We start from the raw sequence: 20089 nt of genomic DNA on the forward strand, positions 1-20089 counted from the left end.
ATCATGTTTACCGGCATTATTGAAGCGACAGGCCATATAGCTGCAATTAAACGTAGCGGTCAGGATGCGCAGTTAACAATCCAGAGCGACACGCTGGATTTTTCTGACGTTAAATTGGGTGACAGTATCGCAAGTAATGGTGTCTGTCTGACGGTGACGTCGCTCGGTAGCAAAAGTTTTACTGCAGATGTATCTGGCGAAACTTTAAGCCGTACTTTGTTTGGCAGTTACCAGACCGGCCAGCGCATCAATCTGGAAAAAGCACTACTGCCGACCACTCGCTTAGGTGGTCATCTTGTCAGTGGTCACGTAGATGGTATAGCTATTGTCAGTAAAGTCGAAAAAACCGGCCAAAGCTGGCAGATCTATTTGCAATCACCGGAAGAGCTTGGTCGTTATATCGCGGAAAAAGGCTCTGTCACTATTGATGGTATCAGTCTGACGGTCAATGAACTTACAGCAAACGGATTTCGTCTAACGATTGTGCCGCATACAGCCCGCGAAACTACGATTCAGGCGTTGCAGGCCGGCAGTAAAGTGCATTTAGAAGTCGATTTGCTGGCGCGATACATCGAAAGATTATTACAAGGGAAGCAAGCTGCAGCGCCTGCCTCGCATGTCACAATGAATTTATTACAACAAAGCGGTTTTCTCTGAGTATGACCTTGATCGGTGATGCTGAACCCTGTACCCGAGGATTTGAGATGCAATTAAATACCCCAGCCGAGATTATTGACGATATTCGCAACGGTAAAATGGTCATCCTGATGGATGACGAGGACCGTGAAAACGAAGGTGATCTGGTGATGGCGGCAGAATATGTCACACCGGATGCGGTCAATTTCATGGCAACGCATGGTCGTGGTTTGATTTGTCTGACATTAACGCGTCAGCGTTGTAAGCAACTGGATTTGCAGTTGATGGTAGACAAAAACAAATCGCCATTTTCCACGGCATTTACCGTGTCGATTGAGGCGGCAGAAGGCGTCACGACCGGTATTTCAGCGGCAGACCGTGCCCGCACAGTGAAAGCTGCTGTTGCACGCGATGCGAAACCTGCAGATATTGTCCAGCCTGGACACATTTTCCCTTTGATGGCGCAGGATGGTGGTGTGTTAGTTCGTGCTGGACATACTGAAGCCGGTTGTGATTTAGCTCGGTTAGCCGGCCTTGAACCGGCCGCGATGATTGTCGAAATCCTCAATGAAGACGGCACTATGTCGCGCCGGCCTGACTTGGAGAAGTTTGCTGCTAAGCATGGAATCAAAATCGGCACAATCGCCGATTTAATTGAGTACCGTAACTTAAATGAAACCACCATTGAACAAGTGGCCCGTTGTCATTTACCCACAGCTGCCGGTGATTTTGACCTGGTAACCTTCCGCGACACTATCGACAATCAATTGCATTTTGCCTTGGTGAAAGGCCAGATTGAAGCTGACAAGCCGACATTGGTTCGCGTTCACCTACATGATACTTTCAGCGATTTGTTGTTATCGAACCGTGGCGCAAACCGTAGTTTCTCTCTGCAATGTGCGATGGAGCGTATTCAGCAAGAAGGCGGGGTCTTGGTGTTGTTAGGCAAGCAGGAATCGACCGAGGATTTAATCCAAACTGTGGAGTATTTTGCTGCTGAAGACCGTGGCGAAAAGCTCAGAGCACCAGCCTGGAAAGGTACTAGCCGTAATGTTGGCGTCGGTTCACAAATTCTGGCCAGTTTGGGCGTTAAAAAAATGCGCTTACTCAGCCAACCAAAACGCTACCATGCGCTGTCCGGTTTTGGTCTGGAAGTGGTCGATTACGTTTCAGAATAAGCTAAACAAAAGCAGGATGGAAAAGGCCGGACTTGTGCTATCATATGCGGCCTTTTTCACAAAGTACTACATAAAAGAGGATCTCCGATGCAGGTGATTGAAGCTGGCTTGTCCGCCAAAGGAAAAAAGTTTGCCATCGTTGTGGCGCGTTTTAACAGCTTTATCGTCGAAAGTCTGCTCGACGGTGCCGTAGATACTTTAAAGCGGGTCGGTAATGTCGATGACGCGGATATCACGGTGGTGCGGATCCCGGGTGCTTTTGAGTTACCTCTGGCAGTGCAAAAAATTGCAGCCAGCAAACAATATGATGCCATCATTGCGCTGGGCGCAGTGATCCGTGGTGGTACACCACATTTTGAATATGTCGCCGGTGAATGCACCAAAGGTATTGCTCAGGTCATGATGCAATACGGTTTGCCGGTTTCTTTTGGCGTGCTGACGGTAGAAAGTATCGAGCAAGCCATTGAACGAGCCGGTACCAAAATGGGCAATAAAGGCGGAGAAGCGGCGTCTTCTGCGCTGGAAATGGTCAACGTTCTGGCTCAACTCTAGGATTTTTGCATGAAACCGAATGTACGTCGTCAGTCCCGTTCACTGGCTGTTCAAGGGATTTACAGCTGGCAGGTCAGCAAAAACCCGATTGGTGATATTGAGCAACAATTGTTGCTGGAACAAAACACCAAACATCTGGATGTCGGTTTTTTTCAGGATTTATTGCGCGGCGTTGTCGTCAATCTCAACGTACTTGATGATGCGCTGAAGCCATTTGTCGAACGTCCGTTTGAAGAAATTGATCTGGTAGAGAAAGCTATTTTGCGCGTCTCCGCTTACGAGCTGAAGTTTCGTCCTGATGTGCCATACAAAGTGGTGATCAATGAAGCGATTGAACTCGCAAAAGCTTTCGCCGCCGACGACAGTCACAAGTTTGTCAACGGCATCCTCGATAAAGCAGTCAGGCTACTGCGACCAAACTGATGGAGAGCCGGCGAAAGTCGGCTTTTTTATGCACGAGTTTGAACTGATAGAACAATGTTTCGCCCGCTCGGGTTATCGCCGCAATGACGTTAGTATTGGCGTCGGTGATGACGGCGCTGTGATCCAGGTCCGCGATGGTTTTGATTTGGTTGTCACCACAGATACTATGGTGCAGGGCGTACACTTTTTTCCCAATGTTGACCCACGATCGCTTGGCCATAAACTGGTGGCCGTCAATGTCAGCGATTTGGCGGCAATGGGCGCAGAGCCTTGCTGGCTATCCCTTGGCTTGACTCTACCTGTGGTCGACAATGAGTGGTTGAAAGCCTTTGCTGAAGGACTCAGTGAAACAGCTGATTATTACAATTGCCAGTTGGTTGGCGGTGACACCACACGCGGCCCCCTGACACTGACTCTGTGTGCCAAGGGCATAGTGCCGCGCGGCAAAGCGTTAAGCCGGGCTGGTGCAAAGGTTGGTGATTATGTGTATGTCACTGGTACTTTAGGTGACTCTGCGCTTGGACTGAAAGTTGAACAAGGTCAATGCGAGATCAGCAAAAAACACCGAGGTCATATCCTACAGCGCTTCCATTATCCGACAGCCCGGGTTGCCATTGGCCAAGCATTACGGACTATTGCCAGTAGTTGTATGGATATCTCGGATGGCCTGTGTGGCGATCTGCCGCATATCCTGAAACGTTCAGGTGTTGGCGCTATTATCGACGTAGCCAAAATCCCGATGTCACAAGCATTAAAAGATAGTTGCGACTGGCAACAGGCATTGCAGTGCGCGTTATCCGGTGGCGAAGATTACGAATTACTTTTCACTGTGCCGGAAGACAAGCGCGGCTCGCTTGAAGTGTTGTTGTCGCCCTATGGGGTTCCAGTCACTTGCATTGGTCGGATCACTGGAGCGGCTGGCAAGCTGGAGCTACGTCATCTTGATCAGCCATTTGTTTATCACCACAGCGGATATCAGCATTTTTAATGAAAAAACAGCCGTTTAACCTGAAAAGCTGGCAACATTGGCTGGCCATCGGTCTCGGCGCAGGTTTATCACCTAAGGCGCCGGGTACTGTCGGTACAGCTTTTGCCATTCCGCTAGTGTTTGGTCTGGCGTTGCTGCCGTTGGCCTGGTCGGCGGTATTGATCATTGCGTTGATGGTTCTGGGCGTGTACGTCAGCGAACGTACCAGTCGAGATATCGGCGTCGAAGATCACGGAGGTATCGTCATTGACGAGGTGGTGGGGTTTGCGATCACCATGTGGGCGCTGCCATTGAGCTGGCCGTGGCTTTTAGCAGGATTTGTCTTATTTCGGTTCTTCGATATCGTCAAACCCTGGCCAGTACGCTTCTTTGACCAGCATGTCACTGGCGGGCTTGGTGTGATGGCCGATGACATCGTTGCCGGATTGCTGGCGTGTTGCTTGCTGCATGGTGTATCGTTAGTTCTGTAAGGTCCGTTCCCTCGGTATACAGGTTACTATGTCTTTGAAGCATTTCAGCTTTTTTATAAATCTCTTATTGCTTGGACTGTGGTCATGTCTGACGTCAGCCCAAGCAATCCAATCCATCTACGACTACGACATCAAACAATGGACAGCAGTTGACGGCTTGTCTAATAATTCCGTGCGAGCGGTCACCCAAGATCAACAAGGCTATCTGTGGATCGGTACTTTGGAAGGGCTGAATCGCTTTGATGGTACTCATTTCGAAAGTTTTAGCAGTAACAATACCCGTCGTCAGCTGATTGGCAACGTGATCACCCGATTGTATACGGATAGTCAGGGTTATATCTGGGTCGGTACAATGACCGGCCTGTCAGGGCTGAACAGCCGCACGCTGAAATTCGATCGGTATAATGTCCTGGGCGAAGTCACCGCCATTGCTGAAGTCGGCGAGCGTGAGATCTGGGTCGCTGCGGATAATCTATTCCGGATCCGGGACGGCCAGGTCAGTCGTGTTGATGAGATCAAAGAGTCGGTCAGTCAGATTGCGGTCACTCCCGAACATGTCTGGGTCAGTAGCAGCCGTTACCTATACAAGTTGGCGCGTAACGGTCAGCTCGACAAAATTAGTTTGCCCGCCGATTTAGCGCAACACCCGGTCTACGATCTGTTATGGCAAAACGGCGTCATGTATCTGGCCAGTGAGCAAGGTTATTATCTGGTCGACACAGCAGGGCAGGTGCAACCGGCCAACTTGCCGATGGATCGCGGAGTTCCGGTTTATCAGTTACATAGCGACAGTCAGGGCGGCGACTGGGTGTCCAGTTATGACAAGCTGTTTTACCGCCACCAACAGCAACAATGGCAAGTGATTAGCAGGGATGAGCTTGGCAGCGCCACACAGTTTAATGACATCTTTGAAGATCGACAGCAAAACGTCTGGTTGGGCAGTTTTGGCGATGGTTTGTATCGGGTCAGCCGGGGCAAGATTAAGCGGGTCATTGGCCAGTCACAACGTGATGTGATGGTGCGCAGTGTGGTGCGGACCACCGACGATGCTTTGTTGATTGCTTCCAGCCAGAGACTTGGTCTGCTCGATAAAACACAGCGCTATACTGAAATTCAACTATCCGGTGATACGCCGCTCAACGTGGTGCAAGACCTTGAACCGGATGGCGATAGTTGGTTACTGGCGACCGATAATGGCCCCAAGCGGCTGACGTTGGCGGATGGAAAGCTGACACCACTGGATGATGCATTACGTGGCATCAAAACGAAAACGATCAAAAAACGTCAGGCCGGTGGTTTCTGGCTCGGCACCAACGATGGTTTGTTTCAGTTACAACAAGAACTAGTCCCTTTTGCGCTGAATCACGAGTTTGAATCCAGTGTGATTACCTTTGTGCAGGACAATCCGGAAAAGCTGCTGGTTGGGACGACGCGTGGAGCCTATCAGTACCAGCAGGAAAAACTGTTGCGGATTGGTTTGGGGACACCGCTATACAATGCCTTTGTCACGACGATGCTGCAATTGCCGCAAGGCCCGCTGGTGGTAGGGACTGTCGATGACGGTTTGTTTGTCCGACTGTTTGACGGGAAATGGCTGCAATTTGATACGTCAAACGGTTTGCCATTTGAACCTGTGGTCAGCCTGTTTCACGACGCTGGCAGTGATTATGTCTGGGTCAGTACGCTCAAAGGGATCTTTCGTTTTCAACCCCATTTACTCAGTGATTCGCCACCCGGCCAGAATCTGTTTGAAGAAGTTTTGACGCCATATGAACGTCAGCTGGGAACCGCGCCTGGCCGGTGTTGCAATGGCTCTGGCGCCAGCAAAGTGGTGCTTTGGCAAGACCAGCTTTGGTACCCGACTCTCAAAGGGCTAGTGGCAGTGCCGGTGAAGTTAAAAGCCAGTAGTAGCCAGACCTATCAACCATTGGTGCAGCAAATACAAGCGCAGAAACTCTATAGCCTGTTGCCTGAGCAGAATCGGTTGGTATTGGAAACCGATGAACGCAACGTCTCACTGCGCTATACCGCGATAGATTTTCTCAAACCAATGGCGCTGGAGTTTCGCTATCAATTGGTTGGGTTTGATCAGGACTGGCATCAGGTGGGCAGTCGGCGCGAAGCGATTTATACCAACCTGCCGGCTGGGCGCTATCTGTTTCGCCTGCAGGCGAGAAACCTGAATCAGAGTTGGGATTTAGCCGGCCAAACTCAGTTGGAACTGGTGATACCGCGCCGGTTTGATGAAACCGTGATGTATCGGGGTTTATGGTTGTTGTTGGGTTTATTTTTGCTGTATGGCTTGTTTTGGTTGGCGCGGCGCAACGTGCAATTGCGTGAAGCAGAGCTAACCAAGCTTGTGAAGCTGCGGACCCAGGAACTTGAAACCTCAAATATTCGCCTGAATGAGCTGAATGAACAGTTGTCGCAACTGACGCATAAAGACGCTTTAACGGGCCTGCGCAATCGACGGTTTTTGTTTGAACAGCTGCCAAAAGATATTGAACATTACCAGCGCAACCGAGAATCGATGTTGGCGCAGAATAAGTGCATTGCGCTGATGCAGCTGGATTTAGATAACTTTAAAGTGATCAACGATAAATTTGGTAACAGTGCTGGCGACAGTATCCTGCAGCAGGTTAGTGGCTTATTGATCCGGGAAACCCGTGGTTCTGACTATGTTGTGCGGTATGCCGGTGAAGAATTTATGTTGGTGATGCGGGATATTCCACTGGATATGGTGCGTGAATTTGCTTGCCGGCTGAATGAGCTGATTAGCAGTGAAGCCTTTGTGTTACCTGATGGCAGGACGGTATCTGTCCAATGTTCAGTGGGTTATGCGATTTACCCGCTGGAATTGCTCGGCGGACAACTGATCGGTTGGGAGATTTCATTGCAACTGGCTGAGTTGGCGTTGTATCACGTCAAACATAACGGCCGAAATGGGGTCGCCAGTATTCAATTTGACCGGCAGGTCGATGCTTTTGAGTTTGAAGATTCCGATCACATTGAAGCGCAGATTGAAAAACTGCTGGCTGATGGCGTGGCTTGGTTTGAACTGAATAGCGGTCGCCAGCAGGACAGCATTATTAACTGACCTAGCTGAACTTCACGTGTAAAAAAGCCCGGTTCTGATCACCGGGCTTGCTTTTTTAATCCAGAGTTAAAGCGCGAAATGCCGCCGGATCGACTGTTCTATGCCGGCGCTATCAAGTCCGAGTTCTGCATAAAGCTGCTCCTGACTGCCATGACGAATAAACTGGTCCGGCAGACCTAGATTCAACATCTGCACCGGCAACCTGAGCGCCGCCATGGCTTCATTGACACCGGAGCCGGCACCACCGGCAATAGCATTGTCTTCCAGCGTAACAAATTTGCTGTGTGAGGCACTCAGTTGTTGTAACAGTGCTAAATCCAGTGGTTTGACAAACCGCATATCCACGAGTGTCGCACCGAGCTGATCAGCCACGCTGGCAGCTGCATGTAGCAAAGTGCCAAACGCCAGAATCGCAATATCTCTGCCTTGCTTGATAACACGACCTTGTCCCAGCGCCAATTCAGTCATCGTTTGCTCTGGGGCTATACCTGTTGCAGCTCCGCGCGGATAACGCACTGCTGCCGGGCCTTTGTGCTGATAGGCGGTATAAAGCATCTGCCGACATTCATTTTCATCGGATGGCGCCATGATGAGCAGATTCGGTATACAGCGCAGATAACTTAAATCGAAGGCTCCCTGATGGGTTGCGCCGTCGGCACCAACAAGGCCTGCACGGTCGATTGCGAAAGTTACATCGAGATTTTGCAGGGCGACATCGTGAATTAACTGGTCATAACCGCGCTGCAGGAAGCTGGAATAAATAGCGACGACTGGTTTTAAACCCTCAATTGCGAGACCCGCAGCGAGCGTGACGGCATGTTGTTCCGCGATGGCGACATCGTAATATCGTTCCGGATATGTTTTGGAAAACTGCACCAGATCCGAGCCTTCCCGCATCGCGGGTGTGATGGCGTGCAGTTGTGGGTCTTGCGCGGCCATATCACATAACCAGCGACCGAAAATATTAGAAAAGCTCGGGCTGGCAGCTTTTTTCGGCTGCATTTGACTGGCGGGGTCAAACTTGCTGACCGCGTGCCAGCCGATTGGGTCTTTTTCCGCAGGCGCGTAGCCTTTACCTTTTTTCGTCACTATATGCAGCAATTGCGGGCCTTTGAGCTGTCGCATATTACGGATAGTGTCGACCAGATTGAGTACATCATGTCCATCGATTGGGCCAATGTAATTGAAGCCAAGCTCTTCAAAAAAAGTACCGGGTGTGACCATGCCTTTAAAATGTTCTTCGGCGCGGCTGGCTAATTCATGTAACGGCGGAACACCGCTTAAAATCTTTTTACCGCCTTCACGCAGACTGGTATAGAAGTTTCCTGACAAAATCCTGGCAAAGTAGCGATTCAGCGCACCGACATTCTCAGAAATCGACATTTCATTGTCATTTAAAATCACCAGCATGTCCGGACGCACTTCGCCGGCGTGATTTAATGCTTCAAAAGCCATCCCTGCCGTGATAGCGCCATCACCGATCACTGCAACTACTTTACGATTCTTTTGCTCAGCACGGGCAGCAATCGCCATACCCAGCGCAGCGCTGATTGACGTAGACGAGTGGCCAACGGTCAGAGTGTCGTATTCGCTTTCTTCACGACATGGAAATGGGTGCAACCCATTCAGTTGGCGGATTGTTGGCATCCGCTCGCGCCGGCCGGTCAGGATTTTATGTGGATAGGCTTGATGACCAACATCCCAAATCACCCTGTCAAACGGCGTATTGTAGACATAATGCAGGGCAACGGTCAGTTCGATAGCACCAAGACCCGAAGCGAAATGGCCACTGCTTTGACTGACACAATGCAACAAATAGTCGCGCAGTTCGTGACTCAAACGTGGCAGCTGGTCCTGCGGAATTTGTCGCAGTTCAGCCGGAAAATTGGCTTTTGCCAGCAGGGGATAGTTCGATATATCAGGCGCCATCAATGTAACCTTGCTCAGAATTTGCGGGCAATCACATAGCTGGCCAATGCAGCCAGTTCAGTGGTGTCATAAGGTAAGGTGTGCAGAGCCTGTTGTGCCTGCGCGACCAATTCTTCGGCTTTTTTTCGCGCCGGTTCCAGCCCCATTAAAGCCGGATACGTCACTTTGTTGGCTTCCAGATCAGAGCCTTGTGGTTTGCCAAGGGTGGCAGTATCGCCTTCGATGTCCAGAATATCATCCTGCACCTGAAACGCCAGTCCGATCGCTGACGCATAGGATTGGAGTGCGTTTAAATGCTGCGGCTTTTCGTCTTTACTACACAACCAACCAAGCTTTACCGCACATTGAATTAATGCCCCGGTCTTAAGCTGATGCATATGTTCCAGTGCAGCCAGCGACATTGTCTTATTTGTGTGCGCCAGATCTATAGCCTGACCGCCACACATGCCATGATAACCAGACTGGCGTGCTAATTCACGTAGCAGCTGCAGCTGTCTGCTCGTATCAACGTGCTGATAAGGGTGGTGGGCTAGAATATCAAATGCCAGCGTTTGTAGCGCGTCTCCGGCCAGAATAGCTGTGGCTTCATCAAATGCTTTGTGGCAGGTTGGCTTGCCACGGCGCAGGTCGTCGTCATCCATCGCGGGCAAGTCGTCGTGGATCAGAGAATATGTATGCAAACACTCAATTGCTGCTGCCGGGCCATCCAGATCTGTAAGCTCAGCGCCAAGCATCCGGCCTACACTATAGACCAGAAAAGGCCGTAATCGCTTACCGCCCAATAACAGACTATATTGCATGGCATCAAGAAGCCGCGGATCAGTAATGGTCAGATCGGATAACAAAGATGACATCAGCTGACCGACGCGTTGCTGGTCAGCTGCAAGATTTTGCAGCATCAGTTCAGACTCCAGAATCAGTCTGGAACGGCACTAGTGTCTCGCCCTGTGCCTGTTGCAATAACAGCTGAACTTTTTGCTCTGCGGTCTGCAACTGCTGTTGACTCAGGCGGGATAAAGCGATACCGCGCTCAAACCGGGCTAATGCCTGTTCAAGTGTCAGTTCACCTTGTTCTAATTGCTGGACGATTTCACTCAGTTCGCGCACATTGTCTTCGAACTGAGCAGTTTCTGCCTGCTTTTTGCTCATAGCGTTCCCCACCTTGATTTGTGCGCAAAGTTACCTCAGCCACCTGAACTGGTCAATCAGAAAGGCCGCTCAGGATGCTATTTTTGCCCGCTAACAGAAAAAAATTTAACATTGTCACTGGCTTGGTCGATAGATAGCGGTAAGCTAGCATTATTACATTAGTTTGTTGTTTGACAGCAGGAGAGTAGAAGTGGATTTAGCAACCGTCATAGGATTACTTGCGACACTGGGCATGATGGTTTGGGCGATGTATTTGAGCGCCTCGGGCAACCTGATGATGTATTACGATTTTATCTCCATCGTAATCGTGTTTGGTGGAAGTATCACGGTTGTAATGATGAAGTTCACAATGGGACAACTGGCATCCTGTTTTTCCGCCGCCGGTAAAGCCTTTATGTTTAAATCTCAATCACCGGAAGATCTGATCGAAAGGTCGGTTCAACTTGCTGATACTGCGCGTAAAGGGGGCTTTCTAGCTTTAGAAGAAGCTGAAATCACCAATCCTTTTATGCAAAAAGGCATCAACATGTTAGTGGATGGCCATGACGCGGATGTGGTCCGCAATACCTTGGAAAAAGACATCGAACTAACTTATGCCCGTCACGAGGTGTACGTCGGTGTCTGGAAGCAATTGGGTGACCTTGGGCCGGCAATGGGCATGATAGGTACGTTGGTGGGGTTGGTCGCGATGCTGGCAAACATGTCTGACCCAAAATCGATTGGTCCGGCGATGGCTGTTGCTTTGTTAACTACGTTGTATGGCGCTTTACAGGCTAACTGCTTATGTATGCCAATCGCGGATAAGATGATTGTTCGCAACAATGAAGAAAAAACCAATAATCAGCTTATTCTGGATGCCATTATGGGGATCCAGGATGGTCAGAACCCGAAAGTCATCGAAGGCGTGCTTCGCAATTATATCAAAGAGAAAAAACGCGCTGCCAAGACAGATGAGGCCTGAGATACATTATGGCTGAATGTCCGAAGTGCCCACCCCCAGGTTTACCCGCTTATATGGGAACCTTTGCCGACTTAATGTCACTGTTAATGTGCTTTTTCGTTTTGCTGCTGTCATTCTCCGAAATGGACGTACAGAAATTCAAGCAAATTGCTGGTTCGATGGCCTTTGCTTTTGGTGTGCAGAATAAAATTGAAGTGAAAGATATTCCCAAAGGCACCAGCGTGATTGCTATGGAGTTTCGTCCTGGACGGCCTGAGCCGACGCCGATAGACACCATTCAGCAGCAAACCATTGATATGACACTGCAAACCATCGAATTTCAGGCGGGTCAAGAGGACTCATCTGGTGGTGTGCAAGAACAACGCGGTGAACAGACCGGTGGCGCTTCAGACAATACTGATGCACAGTCATCGGCGGCTAGTGAGAACAGTGCTCAGGATCAGCAACAGACCAATGAACTGGCGAAGAAAGTTGCTGAGATGATGCACGAACAAATCCAAGACGGTGCTATCGAACTGGAGTCTTTAGGTCAGCAAATCATAATCCGCATCAAAGAGAATGGTTCTTTCCCGTCAGGTTCTACCTTCTTGCAACCAAGATTTAAACCCATTATTCAGCAGATTGGTGCCATTTTGCGTGATATCCCGGGAGAAGTGACAGTCTCCGGTCATACCGATAATGATCAAGTGTCGGATGAACTGAATAGTAACAACTGGGAGTTGTCTTCCAAGCGGGCAGTGTCCGTTGCTGTTGAACTGCTGAATGGCACCGGGATGGATAAAAACCGTTTGGTCGTGGTCGGACACGCTGATACAAGGCCACTGGTCGACAATGACACTGAGCAAAACCGTAAACGCAATCGTCGGGTAGAGATATCGATTTTGCAAGGGAAGGCGAAAGAATCGGATCCGATCCAGTTAAAACAACCGCCGGCACAGCCAACGCCGGTCAAACAGCCGTAAATTCGGCTGTCGCACTTCAGACAAGGGCGCTGTATAATCAGCGCCCGTTTTTTTGGTCGGTAACCCCATGATTGAATTTATTGTCAAACTGCATCCAGAGATCTCCATCAAGAGTAAGTCGGTGCGTAAACGCCAGACGATGTTGTTGGAACAAAACATCAAAACGATTTTGTTGCGGCTTGATCCCGCGGTCGAAGTGCAGAATTTGTACGATCATCTGACGGTACGACTCGACAAAGATGACGACAAATTACGGCAGCAAATGGCGGAGCACCTGCAATGTATTCCGGGCATCGTGCAATTTGCCGAAATGCAGTCGGCCACCTATGACTCGTTACACCATATTTTTGAACAAGTACTGGCGCTGTATCGTGACGAGCTTGCCGGTAAAAGTTTTGTTGTAAGGGTACGACGAAATGGCGACCATGAATTCAGTTCATTGGACGCAGAGCGTTACATAGGCGGCGGTCTGAACCAACATATTCCTACCGCGCGTGTCCAGCTGAAGAACCCGGATGTATCAGTACAACTTGAGATCCGTCGCGACAAACTATTGATGAAAAAACGCATTTACCAAGGCATGGGTGGGTTTCCACTGCCAAGCCAGGGCGATGTATTGTCTTTGATTTCTGGCGGTTTTGACTCTGCGGTTGCCAGTTACCTGATGATCCGCAAAGGTCTGCGCACCCATTTTCTGTTTTTTAATTTAGGTGGCGCCGCCCATGAAACCGGGGTGCGGCAGATGGCGTTTTACATTTGGCAAAAATACAGTCTGTCACACAAGGTAAAGTTTGTGTCGGTTGACTTCGCCCCGGTGGTTGATGAAATTTTAAGTCGGATCCCTTCAGGATTGATGGGGGTGGTGTTAAAACGCATGATGATGCGGGCGGCGGCCACAGTAGCTGAAAGCCTCAACGTTAAAGCCGTCGTCACTGGTGAAAGTATTGGCCAGGTTGCCAGCCAGACCATTGTGAACCTCAATGTCATCGATCGGGTCACCGAGACGTTGATCCTGCGGCCGCTGATTTATCAGGATAAACAGGAAATTATTGATATTGCCCGCGCTATTGGTGTCGAAGATATGGCGAAAACGATGCCCGAATATTGCGGTGTGATTTCACGTAGCCCAACTATTAATGCGGTACTCGCTGATGTGCTGGCGGCTGAGCAACACTTTGATTTCAGTATTCTGGAAAAAGTCAGTGTTGAGGCCAAAGTGCTTGATATCCGCACTGTTGAGTATCAGGCTGATCAGCAACTAACAACGGTGGCAACCGAATCTGTATTGCCGGCTGACGCTATTGTCTTGGATGTGCGCGCGCCGGATGAAACGGATTTGCATCCGTTACAACTCGACAGTCATGCCGTACAGGAATTGCCGTTTTTCCGTATCGCCAGTCAATTTGCCGGTCTGGACCAAACAAAACAATACTACCTGTATTGTGACCGCGGCGTGATGAGCCGGCTGCAGGCGTTGCTGCTCAAAGAGCAGGGCTACCAGAATGTCGGTGTGTATAAAAAGATCTGAAACTGCTAGATCAGGCTGGTTTGACGGCGCGCAGTTGCTGATAGAGCTGCTGATGCGCCGGTATCGCAATTCCAGCCTCTGCCGCAGCATTTAATAAAAAACCAGTAATGAATTCCAACTCGTCCGGTCGCATGAGCGCCCGGTCTTGCTGCATGGACGAAAAATTTCCGGCGGTATTTGCCGCGACATCCAGTACAGTCTGACACAACGTCTGCGGGTCAAACGTTTGGCCTTTGGTCTGTGCGACCAGGCAGAACTCGTGGATCAACAATTCGATTTGGCGCCGATACTGCGGTTTGGTCAGCTCGCCATTTTTGACCATCAGCAGAGCGGTCAGCGGATTAATTACCGCGTTAATCGCCAGCTTTTGCCACAGTACCGGCAGGATATCAGTCACGACCTCTAGAGGGCCTAGCGCGGCAGCAAGCAGAGCTGCGGGTGGTGACGATTGACAGGCTAATGCGTTGATGGGCCCCAGCACGGTGCGGCCGACCCCGGTATGTTGCAGTCGATGCGGTCCGGATTTTAATGCGCCATGGGTGGTACTGGCAAACCAGAGCTTTTGGCCGCTTTGCAGCTTCGACTGCGCAAGCTCCAGCGTGCCCATACCATTGTGACACAGCACAATATCGGCGTCGGCTGCACAGCTGGGCAGCCATTGTTGCAGCGCCTGTCCTACGGAAAATGCTTTAACCGGCACCAGCAGGAGTTGCACTGGCTGCTGTGGCTTGTGGCAATTCAGCAGCAGTGAATGTTCCTGTTGTTGTTGCCGGAAATTCAGCACTAATACCGAGAGAGCAGGGTCTCGTGTCAGCAGGTGGCATGGTAGGTGACGCAGTGCCAGCTGACTGGCAGCTAACAGACCGACAGCACCTTGACCAACAATGCCAATGGTTGGTTGTTGTGTTGAAGTCTTCATGGTGCAGCGCGGACGAACCAATGCGCCGGTAAATATCGCACCAATGCCGCCGCGAGCAGAATACCGGCGACATCAGCCAACCAGTCCAGTGGATCACCCATTCGGCTAGTAAAAGTTGCTTGTGCTACTTCAATTAACGCGCCGTAAAACGCGAGCAGCACAAAGGCGTGTAGAAAAGGGCGGGCAAAAGCTTGTTTAAAACTCAGGGTCAGTGCGAAGAACACCACCACATGCATCACTTTATCATTAGGCATCCAGCTGGATGGAATACCACTGACATCTTTCAGAAAACCGTAAGTTGCCAGTGCCAGCAAGGCTGAAAACAACGAGACTGCGAGCGGTTTTTGCAGTGGAAGCACGGAAAAACACCTGATTTTACGCCAAGATACTCGGATTATACGGTGCACGACGGTATAATCGCCAGTTGAAAAACTTGGAATATCAGGAGCGCGACATGCCTACATTTGACATCGTTTCTAAAGCGGATCAGCAAGAAGTGCTGAATGCCGTCGACAACGCCAACCGTGAACTGGCGACCCGTTTTGATTTTCGCGGTGTCCAGGCTGAATTCAGCGTCAAAGAAACCACTGTAACGATGAAAGCGGAAGCCGAACCTCAGCTGACCCAGATGAAAGACCTGTTTTTTAATAAAGCCATCAAACGCGGTCTGGACATCCGGTCCTTTGAATCGGCGAAAGTCGAGTTTTCTGGCAAGACCTGCAGCCAACAGCTGACAGTGAAACAAGGCGTTGAAAAAGAGCTGGCGAAAAAAATCGTCAATCTGATCAAAGACAGCAAACTGAAAGTACAGGCGTCAATTCAAGGTGACGAAGTGCGGATCACCGGCAAAAAACGCGACGATTTGCAAGAAGCCATCGCCTTGTTGCGCGCAACTGATTTAGGTCAGCCGCTGCAATATCAGAACTTCCGCGACTAATCCGCTTTGCCATTACAACCTGCTTTGCAGCGCAAAGCAGGTTCACCCTCAGTTAAATCGCAGCAGCCGTCTGGATTGCTGAATTCATTGACTTTCTTCGGCTCATCGCTAAACTGAGCGCGCATTTTCAGGTGCTGCGTTAGTTCGCAGTGAAACGGGAAGCTGGTGTCCGTCATTCTGACTCAATCCAGCGCTGCCCCCGCAACGGTAAATTTTGTGGCAATGCTCTCGTGTAAATTCGAGCAGCAAAGTCGCGTCACGCCACCACTGTCTTCGGATGGGAAGGGACGTGCCGCTGTCGGCCCCGACAACAGGATCAGCCCGGAGACCGGCCTGAAAATTTCATCAACCAACCACATGCGGCGGGCATGTGCAGTGGAGTCAACATGTCGAAATTTTCTATACTGGCCCTTGCCGTGGCCAGCACCAGCGCTTTGGCGCAACCAACAGAATCTAACCTTGAACATATCTCAGTCTACGCCAGCCGTCAGGCCAAGCCGGTGAGTGACACCTTAACCAGCGTGACAGTGCTGGATCGCGCGGCGATTGAGGCAGCACAAGTACGCGATTTGCCTGCTTTATTGCAACAAGTACCAGGTGTGACCGTGTTACGACAAGGTGGACGCGGTCAAACCAGCAGTATTTTTATCCGCGGCGGCAAAAGTGGTCATACGCTGGTGCTGTTAGATGGCGTACGGATAGGTGCTGCGACATTGGGTTATCAATCATTAGCGATGGTGCCACTGGAGCAAATTGAAAAGATTGAAATTATCCGCGGACCCAAAGCTGCGCTTTATGGTTCAGATGCGCTCGGCGGCCTGATCGCCATTACCAGCCGTCGCAGCGACAATCTGACGTTCAATGCCAAAGCGGGTAGCCATAAACATTCTGAAGCCAATCTATCCGGTAGCCAGCAGCTTGAACACGTCAAAGTGTTTGGCGCTGTAGGCACTGCGATGGCAGAAGGTTTTAATGCTACTGTCAATGGCGACCCGGATCGAGACGGTTTTGAGCAAACCTACGTCAAAGCCGGTGCAGAACTCGATAACCAGTTTGGTTTGTGGCAGTGGCAGTCACAGATCAACGATGGTGTTTATGAATACGACAATAGTTGGGGCGGCGATGAGGCGGAAATGCGTCAGGAGATGCACCAACTGCAATGGCAAGGTTCTGGTTTTGGCGGTTCGCACCAGCTGAAACTGGCGCATAACCTTGATGATGACCTGAACTATGGCAACAAAGCGGCGGAAAGTTTGTTTCGCACTCAACGTGACGAAGTGGACGGCCAGAGCCAGTTTGCCCTGACCAGCAACATCAGTGCATTAATTGGTGGCAACTGGTATCAGGAAGAAGTGCGCAAAAGCGGTAGCCAATACGTCATCGACAGCCGCACCAACCGCAGTGGTTTTGCCGGACTCAGTGCACAATTCGGCGATTGGTTGTTGGACGGCACTGGCCGGCGTGATCAGGTCAGTGGTTATGGTGGCGAAAATAGTTATGAGCTAGGCGCCGGCTACCAATTGACCCAAGCCCTGCAGATCCGGGCGAGCCAAGGGACGGGCTATAAAGTCCCATCCTTTAATGAATTGTACTGGCCGGGCTTCAGTAACCCGGCATTAAAACCGGAAGAGTCACTATCGCGGGAAATTGGGCTGGATTATATCGATGGAAGCGCGCAAAGCAGCCTGGTGTTGTTTAAGCGAGATTTGACCAACCTCATCCAACGCAAGAATCAGTTACTGGAAAACGTTGAGCTGGCGCAGTTTGAAGGCGTGGAATTCAGCCAAAGTCTGCGTTTATCTGATATTGATGTGGCATTTAACTACACTTGGCTCAATAGCCGCGATGTTGTGAAGAAACAGCAACTCAGCAAACGGCCACGGCATCAGGCCAATTTACAGCTGGATCATCAACTGGAACGTTGGACGGTCGGACTGAACACGCACTTTCGCTCGCGCAACTTTTCCGGTGATAACTTTGGCACCAAAGTACCGGATTTAGCATCTGTCGTGTTGTTTGGTCTTGGCACCACCTACCAGTGGGACTCACAAATCCGTCTGCAACTGAAAGTCGATAACTTGCTCAATCGCAGTTATCAGACCGATTATGGCTACCGGCAGGCTGGTCTGGAGCTGATGTTTGGTATTCAGGTGGCGCAGTTCTGATAACGAGTCGCTAATACCGTTAAAGCCACCTGCATTCAGGTGGCTTTTTTGCCTGTAGGCTGAGAACAAACTCGTCAGGCAGAAGAGGCCGTTTTCAGATGAGAAGCATATGTTTTGCTGAATTTTGCCAGCTTTGGCGCAATCAGATATGCGCAATACGACTGCTGCGGGTTCTGATTGAAATAATCCTGATGGTAAGATTCGGCCGGATAAAAAGTGCTGACCCGGCTGATAGCTGTCACTATGGGCGCGCTGAAATCCGCTTGTGCAGTGCGGATGAATTGTTGGGCTGTTTCAAACTGTACTTCGTCGTGGGCAAAGATCTCAGATCGATATTGTGTGCCAACGTCGTTGCCCTGTCGGTTTAATGTAGTCGGGTCGTGCAGCTGAAAAAACATCCCGAGCAGCAACTCAAAACTGACCTGCGCAGGATCGTAGCTAAGCTGGACCACTTCAGCATGACCGGTGGTGCCAGTGCAGACCGCGCGATAATTGGCGTTTGCGCTGCTGCCTCCCATGTAACCGCTGACCACCTGTGATACGCCTCGTACTTGCGCAAACGCAGGTTCTATACACCAAAAACATCCGCCTGCAAAAGTTGCCAGTTGTGCCATGTTTAATCCCCAAACCAATCTGCTGAATGCCCGATAGCGTAGTCTAATACGTACCCTCAGGCCAACAGATGACATAAATGGAGAAAAAAATGCGAGTTGCGATTATCGGCGCAGGGATGACCGGGGCTAGCGCAGCCCACCAGCTGCGCCAGAGTGGTGCTGAAGTAGTGGTGTTTGATAAAGCGCGCGGACCGGGCGGGCGTATGACGTCCAAGCGGGTGGAGTCGCTCGATGCGGCACTGCCTTTTTACCCGTTAGATTTTGGTGCCCAGTATTTTACCGCCCGCCATCCATTGTTCGTAAAGGCGTTGCAGGGCTGGCTGGCACAAGGCGTGGTACAGCGCTGGGAGTTTGATCCCTATGTCTGGCAGCATGGCTTGTTGTTGCCATCTCATGACGGCCAGAGCCGGTATGTCAGTACGCCAACGATGCATCAGCTGGTGAAGACCATCTTGGGCGACACGCCGCTGCACCTGAACTGCCGAATCACTGAACTAAGTTTTAGTCAGAGTAGTTTCAGTAGTAAACATGGTGGTGAATGGACGTTAAGCTCGGCGGAAGGAGCCAGCTATCCTGGATTTGACGCTGTGGTCCTGACCTGTCCACCAGCGCAATGCCGGCAGTTACTGGCGGAACATCCGCTGGCGTTGCAGATCGCGCCGGAACTTTTATTGCCGTGTTGGGCAGTTTCTCTGCAGCTGCAAAGCGCCGTCGAACATCCGGCAGATGGTATTTTTGTCAAAGAAGGTCCGCTCAGCTGGTGTGCCCGGCAAAGTGCCAAACCAGGCAGAACCGGTATCACAGAACAATGGCTGTTACATTTTAATGCTAAGACCAGTCTGCAGTTGCTGGAAGCGACTCCGGAAGAACTCGTCGCGTTAGCTCAACTGGAATTCAGCACAATCGTTGGCCAAAAAGTTGAAGTCAGCCAGTCACTGTGTCATCGCTGGCTGTATGCCAGTTTTAACCCGGCGCAGCCCGCGCCTGGATTGCTGACTGACAAGACCCAACAATTGATACTGGCTGGAGACTGGAGTCTGGGCGGTCGGGTCGAAAATGCCTATTTGGCCGGGCAACAGGCCGCAGCAATTCTGCTACCGTAACCATTGGTTGTTACTGACTTGTCAGCCGCGAGCATTGACTCTATGCTGGACAACGCCTTAGTGGCAAGGCATTGATGATAAAGGAGTTAAGATGGGGTTGTTCAGTGGATTGTTAGGGAATGCCGGTGCAATTGATGTGGCCGAAGTTGAAGCCGAACTGGCCAGTTTACTGGCCGACGGCGAGCAAGCAGAACAAGCATTTAAGTTGTTGCGCGATATGATTGTGTTTACCAATAAGCGTTTGATCCTGATTGATAAACAAGGCATTACCGGTTCAAAGAAAGAATATATGTCCGTGCCATACCGCTCGATTGTGCGGTTCAGCGCTGAAACCAAAGGTCACTTTGATTTGGAATCAGAATTGGTCATTTGGCTCAGCAGCACGGCGGAGCCGCTACGTAAAACCTTCAGTAAAGACGGCAATATCCTTGCCGTACAAAAAGCATTGGCAACTTACGCCTGTCGCTAATGTGTTGGT

At 50.5% G+C, this 20089-nt stretch carries 20 protein-coding genes and 1 riboswitch; of the genes, 14 read left to right on the forward strand and 6 right to left on the reverse strand.

The window, feature by feature from the left end; genetic code table 11:
- The first annotated feature begins 3 nt into the window (after window positions 1-3).
- The 7 genes from ACFFJP_RS07480 to ACFFJP_RS07510 all read left to right on the forward strand — a co-directional run bounded on the left by ACFFJP_RS07480 (window position 4) and on the right by ACFFJP_RS07510 (window position 7344).
- Window positions 4-657: a riboflavin synthase gene (locus ACFFJP_RS07480; RefSeq protein ID WP_377242023.1), complete on the forward strand. Its 654-nt coding sequence runs from the start codon at window positions 4-6 to the stop codon at window positions 655-657.
- Between the two features lie 47 nt (window positions 658-704).
- Window positions 705-1814 carry a bifunctional 3,4-dihydroxy-2-butanone-4-phosphate synthase/GTP cyclohydrolase II gene (gene ribBA / locus ACFFJP_RS07485; protein ID WP_377242025.1) on the forward strand — a complete coding sequence of 370 codons (1110 nt, stop codon included), beginning with the start codon at window positions 705-707 and terminating at the stop codon, window positions 1812-1814.
- A gap of 87 nt (window positions 1815-1901) precedes the next feature.
- Complete coding sequence (ribH, locus tag ACFFJP_RS07490; RefSeq protein WP_377242027.1) at window positions 1902-2366, forward strand: 6,7-dimethyl-8-ribityllumazine synthase; 465 nt, start codon at window positions 1902-1904, stop codon at window positions 2364-2366.
- A gap of 9 nt (window positions 2367-2375) precedes the next feature.
- Complete coding sequence (gene nusB, locus ACFFJP_RS07495) at window positions 2376-2789, forward strand: transcription antitermination factor NusB (protein WP_031565515.1); 414 nt, start codon at window positions 2376-2378, stop codon at window positions 2787-2789.
- 28 nt (window positions 2790-2817) lie between these two features.
- Entirely contained in the window at window positions 2818-3777 is a 960-nt protein-coding gene (thiL, locus tag ACFFJP_RS07500) for a thiamine-phosphate kinase (RefSeq protein WP_377242029.1), read from the forward strand.
- A complete protein-coding gene (locus tag ACFFJP_RS07505; RefSeq protein WP_377242031.1) occupies window positions 3777-4247 on the forward strand; it encodes a phosphatidylglycerophosphatase A family protein in 471 nt (156 codons plus the stop codon). The genes thiL and ACFFJP_RS07505 overlap by 1 nt, the downstream gene beginning before the upstream one ends.
- A gap of 157 nt (window positions 4248-4404) precedes the next feature.
- A complete protein-coding gene (locus ACFFJP_RS07510; RefSeq protein ID WP_377242033.1) occupies window positions 4405-7344 on the forward strand; it encodes a diguanylate cyclase in 2940 nt (979 codons plus the stop codon).
- A 66-nt stretch (window positions 7345-7410) separates the two neighbouring features.
- Here the strand turns inward: ACFFJP_RS07510 and dxs are convergent, their stop codons facing one another.
- The 3 genes from dxs to ACFFJP_RS07525 are packed head-to-tail and all read right to left on the reverse strand — an operon-like array spanning window position 7411 to window position 10422.
- Window positions 7411-9273 carry a 1-deoxy-D-xylulose-5-phosphate synthase gene (gene dxs, locus ACFFJP_RS07515; protein WP_377242035.1) on the reverse strand — a complete coding sequence of 621 codons (1863 nt, stop codon included), beginning with the start codon at window positions 9271-9273 and terminating at the stop codon, window positions 7411-7413.
- A 14-nt stretch (window positions 9274-9287) separates the two neighbouring features.
- Window positions 9288-10172, reverse strand: coding sequence for a (2E,6E)-farnesyl diphosphate synthase (gene ispA, locus ACFFJP_RS07520; protein WP_377242037.1), 885 nt, complete (start codon window positions 10170-10172; stop codon window positions 9288-9290).
- A 4-nt stretch (window positions 10173-10176) separates the two neighbouring features.
- Complete coding sequence (locus ACFFJP_RS07525) at window positions 10177-10422, reverse strand: exodeoxyribonuclease VII small subunit (RefSeq protein ID WP_377242039.1); 246 nt, start codon at window positions 10420-10422, stop codon at window positions 10177-10179.
- A 190-nt stretch (window positions 10423-10612) separates the two neighbouring features.
- Between ACFFJP_RS07525 and pomA the strand changes: the two genes are divergently transcribed.
- The 3 genes from pomA (at window position 10613) to thiI (ending at window position 13873) form a co-directional block, all read left to right on the forward strand.
- On the forward strand, window positions 10613-11383 hold the full coding sequence (gene pomA, locus ACFFJP_RS07530) for a flagellar motor protein PomA (protein ID WP_377242041.1): 771 nt from the start codon (window positions 10613-10615) through the stop codon (window positions 11381-11383).
- A gap of 8 nt (window positions 11384-11391) precedes the next feature.
- Window positions 11392-12345: a flagellar motor protein MotB gene (locus tag ACFFJP_RS07535; RefSeq protein WP_377242043.1), complete on the forward strand. Its 954-nt coding sequence runs from the start codon at window positions 11392-11394 to the stop codon at window positions 12343-12345.
- 67 nt (window positions 12346-12412) lie between these two features.
- Window positions 12413-13873: a tRNA uracil 4-sulfurtransferase ThiI gene (gene thiI, locus ACFFJP_RS07540; protein WP_377242045.1), complete on the forward strand. Its 1461-nt coding sequence runs from the start codon at window positions 12413-12415 to the stop codon at window positions 13871-13873.
- 10 nt (window positions 13874-13883) lie between these two features.
- Here the strand turns inward: thiI and ACFFJP_RS07545 are convergent, their stop codons facing one another.
- Window positions 13884-14792, reverse strand: a complete 909-nt coding sequence (locus ACFFJP_RS07545; RefSeq protein ID WP_377242047.1) for a ketopantoate reductase family protein — start codon at window positions 14790-14792, stop codon at window positions 13884-13886.
- Entirely contained in the window at window positions 14789-15151 is a 363-nt protein-coding gene (locus tag ACFFJP_RS07550; RefSeq protein ID WP_377242049.1) for a VanZ family protein, read from the reverse strand. The genes ACFFJP_RS07545 and ACFFJP_RS07550 overlap by 4 nt, the downstream gene beginning before the upstream one ends.
- Window positions 15152-15246: 95 nt before the next feature.
- On the opposite strand from ACFFJP_RS07550, the gene ACFFJP_RS07555 reads away from it, so the two are divergent.
- Together ACFFJP_RS07555 and ACFFJP_RS07560 are read left to right on the forward strand one after the other, a co-directional pair.
- Window positions 15247-15729 (forward strand): YajQ family cyclic di-GMP-binding protein, encoded by a 483-nt coding sequence (locus tag ACFFJP_RS07555; RefSeq protein ID WP_208931005.1) that lies wholly within the window; start codon window positions 15247-15249, stop codon window positions 15727-15729.
- Window positions 15730-15841: 112 nt separating this feature from the next.
- Window positions 15842-16080: riboswitch (cobalamin riboswitch) on the forward strand.
- 35 nt (window positions 16081-16115) lie between these two features.
- Window positions 16116-17894, forward strand: coding sequence for a TonB-dependent receptor domain-containing protein (locus tag ACFFJP_RS07560; protein WP_377242051.1), 1779 nt, complete (start codon window positions 16116-16118; stop codon window positions 17892-17894).
- A 74-nt stretch (window positions 17895-17968) separates the two neighbouring features.
- Here ACFFJP_RS07560 and msrA read toward each other — a convergent pair whose 3' ends face one another.
- Window positions 17969-18508 carry a peptide-methionine (S)-S-oxide reductase MsrA gene (gene msrA / locus ACFFJP_RS07565; protein WP_377242053.1) on the reverse strand — a complete coding sequence of 180 codons (540 nt, stop codon included), beginning with the start codon at window positions 18506-18508 and terminating at the stop codon, window positions 17969-17971.
- Window positions 18509-18597: 89 nt separating this feature from the next.
- On the opposite strand from msrA, the gene ACFFJP_RS07570 reads away from it, so the two are divergent.
- Entirely contained in the window at window positions 18598-19611 is a 1014-nt protein-coding gene (locus ACFFJP_RS07570; RefSeq protein ID WP_377242055.1) for an NAD(P)/FAD-dependent oxidoreductase, read from the forward strand.
- Between the two features lie 91 nt (window positions 19612-19702).
- Complete coding sequence (locus ACFFJP_RS07575) at window positions 19703-20080, forward strand: PH domain-containing protein (RefSeq protein ID WP_377242057.1); 378 nt, start codon at window positions 19703-19705, stop codon at window positions 20078-20080.
- Window positions 20081-20089 lie beyond the last annotated feature (9 nt).

Source organism: Rheinheimera tilapiae, assembly GCF_042432165.1.
GTDB classification, from domain to species: Bacteria; Pseudomonadota; Gammaproteobacteria; order Enterobacterales; family Alteromonadaceae; genus Pararheinheimera; species Pararheinheimera tilapiae.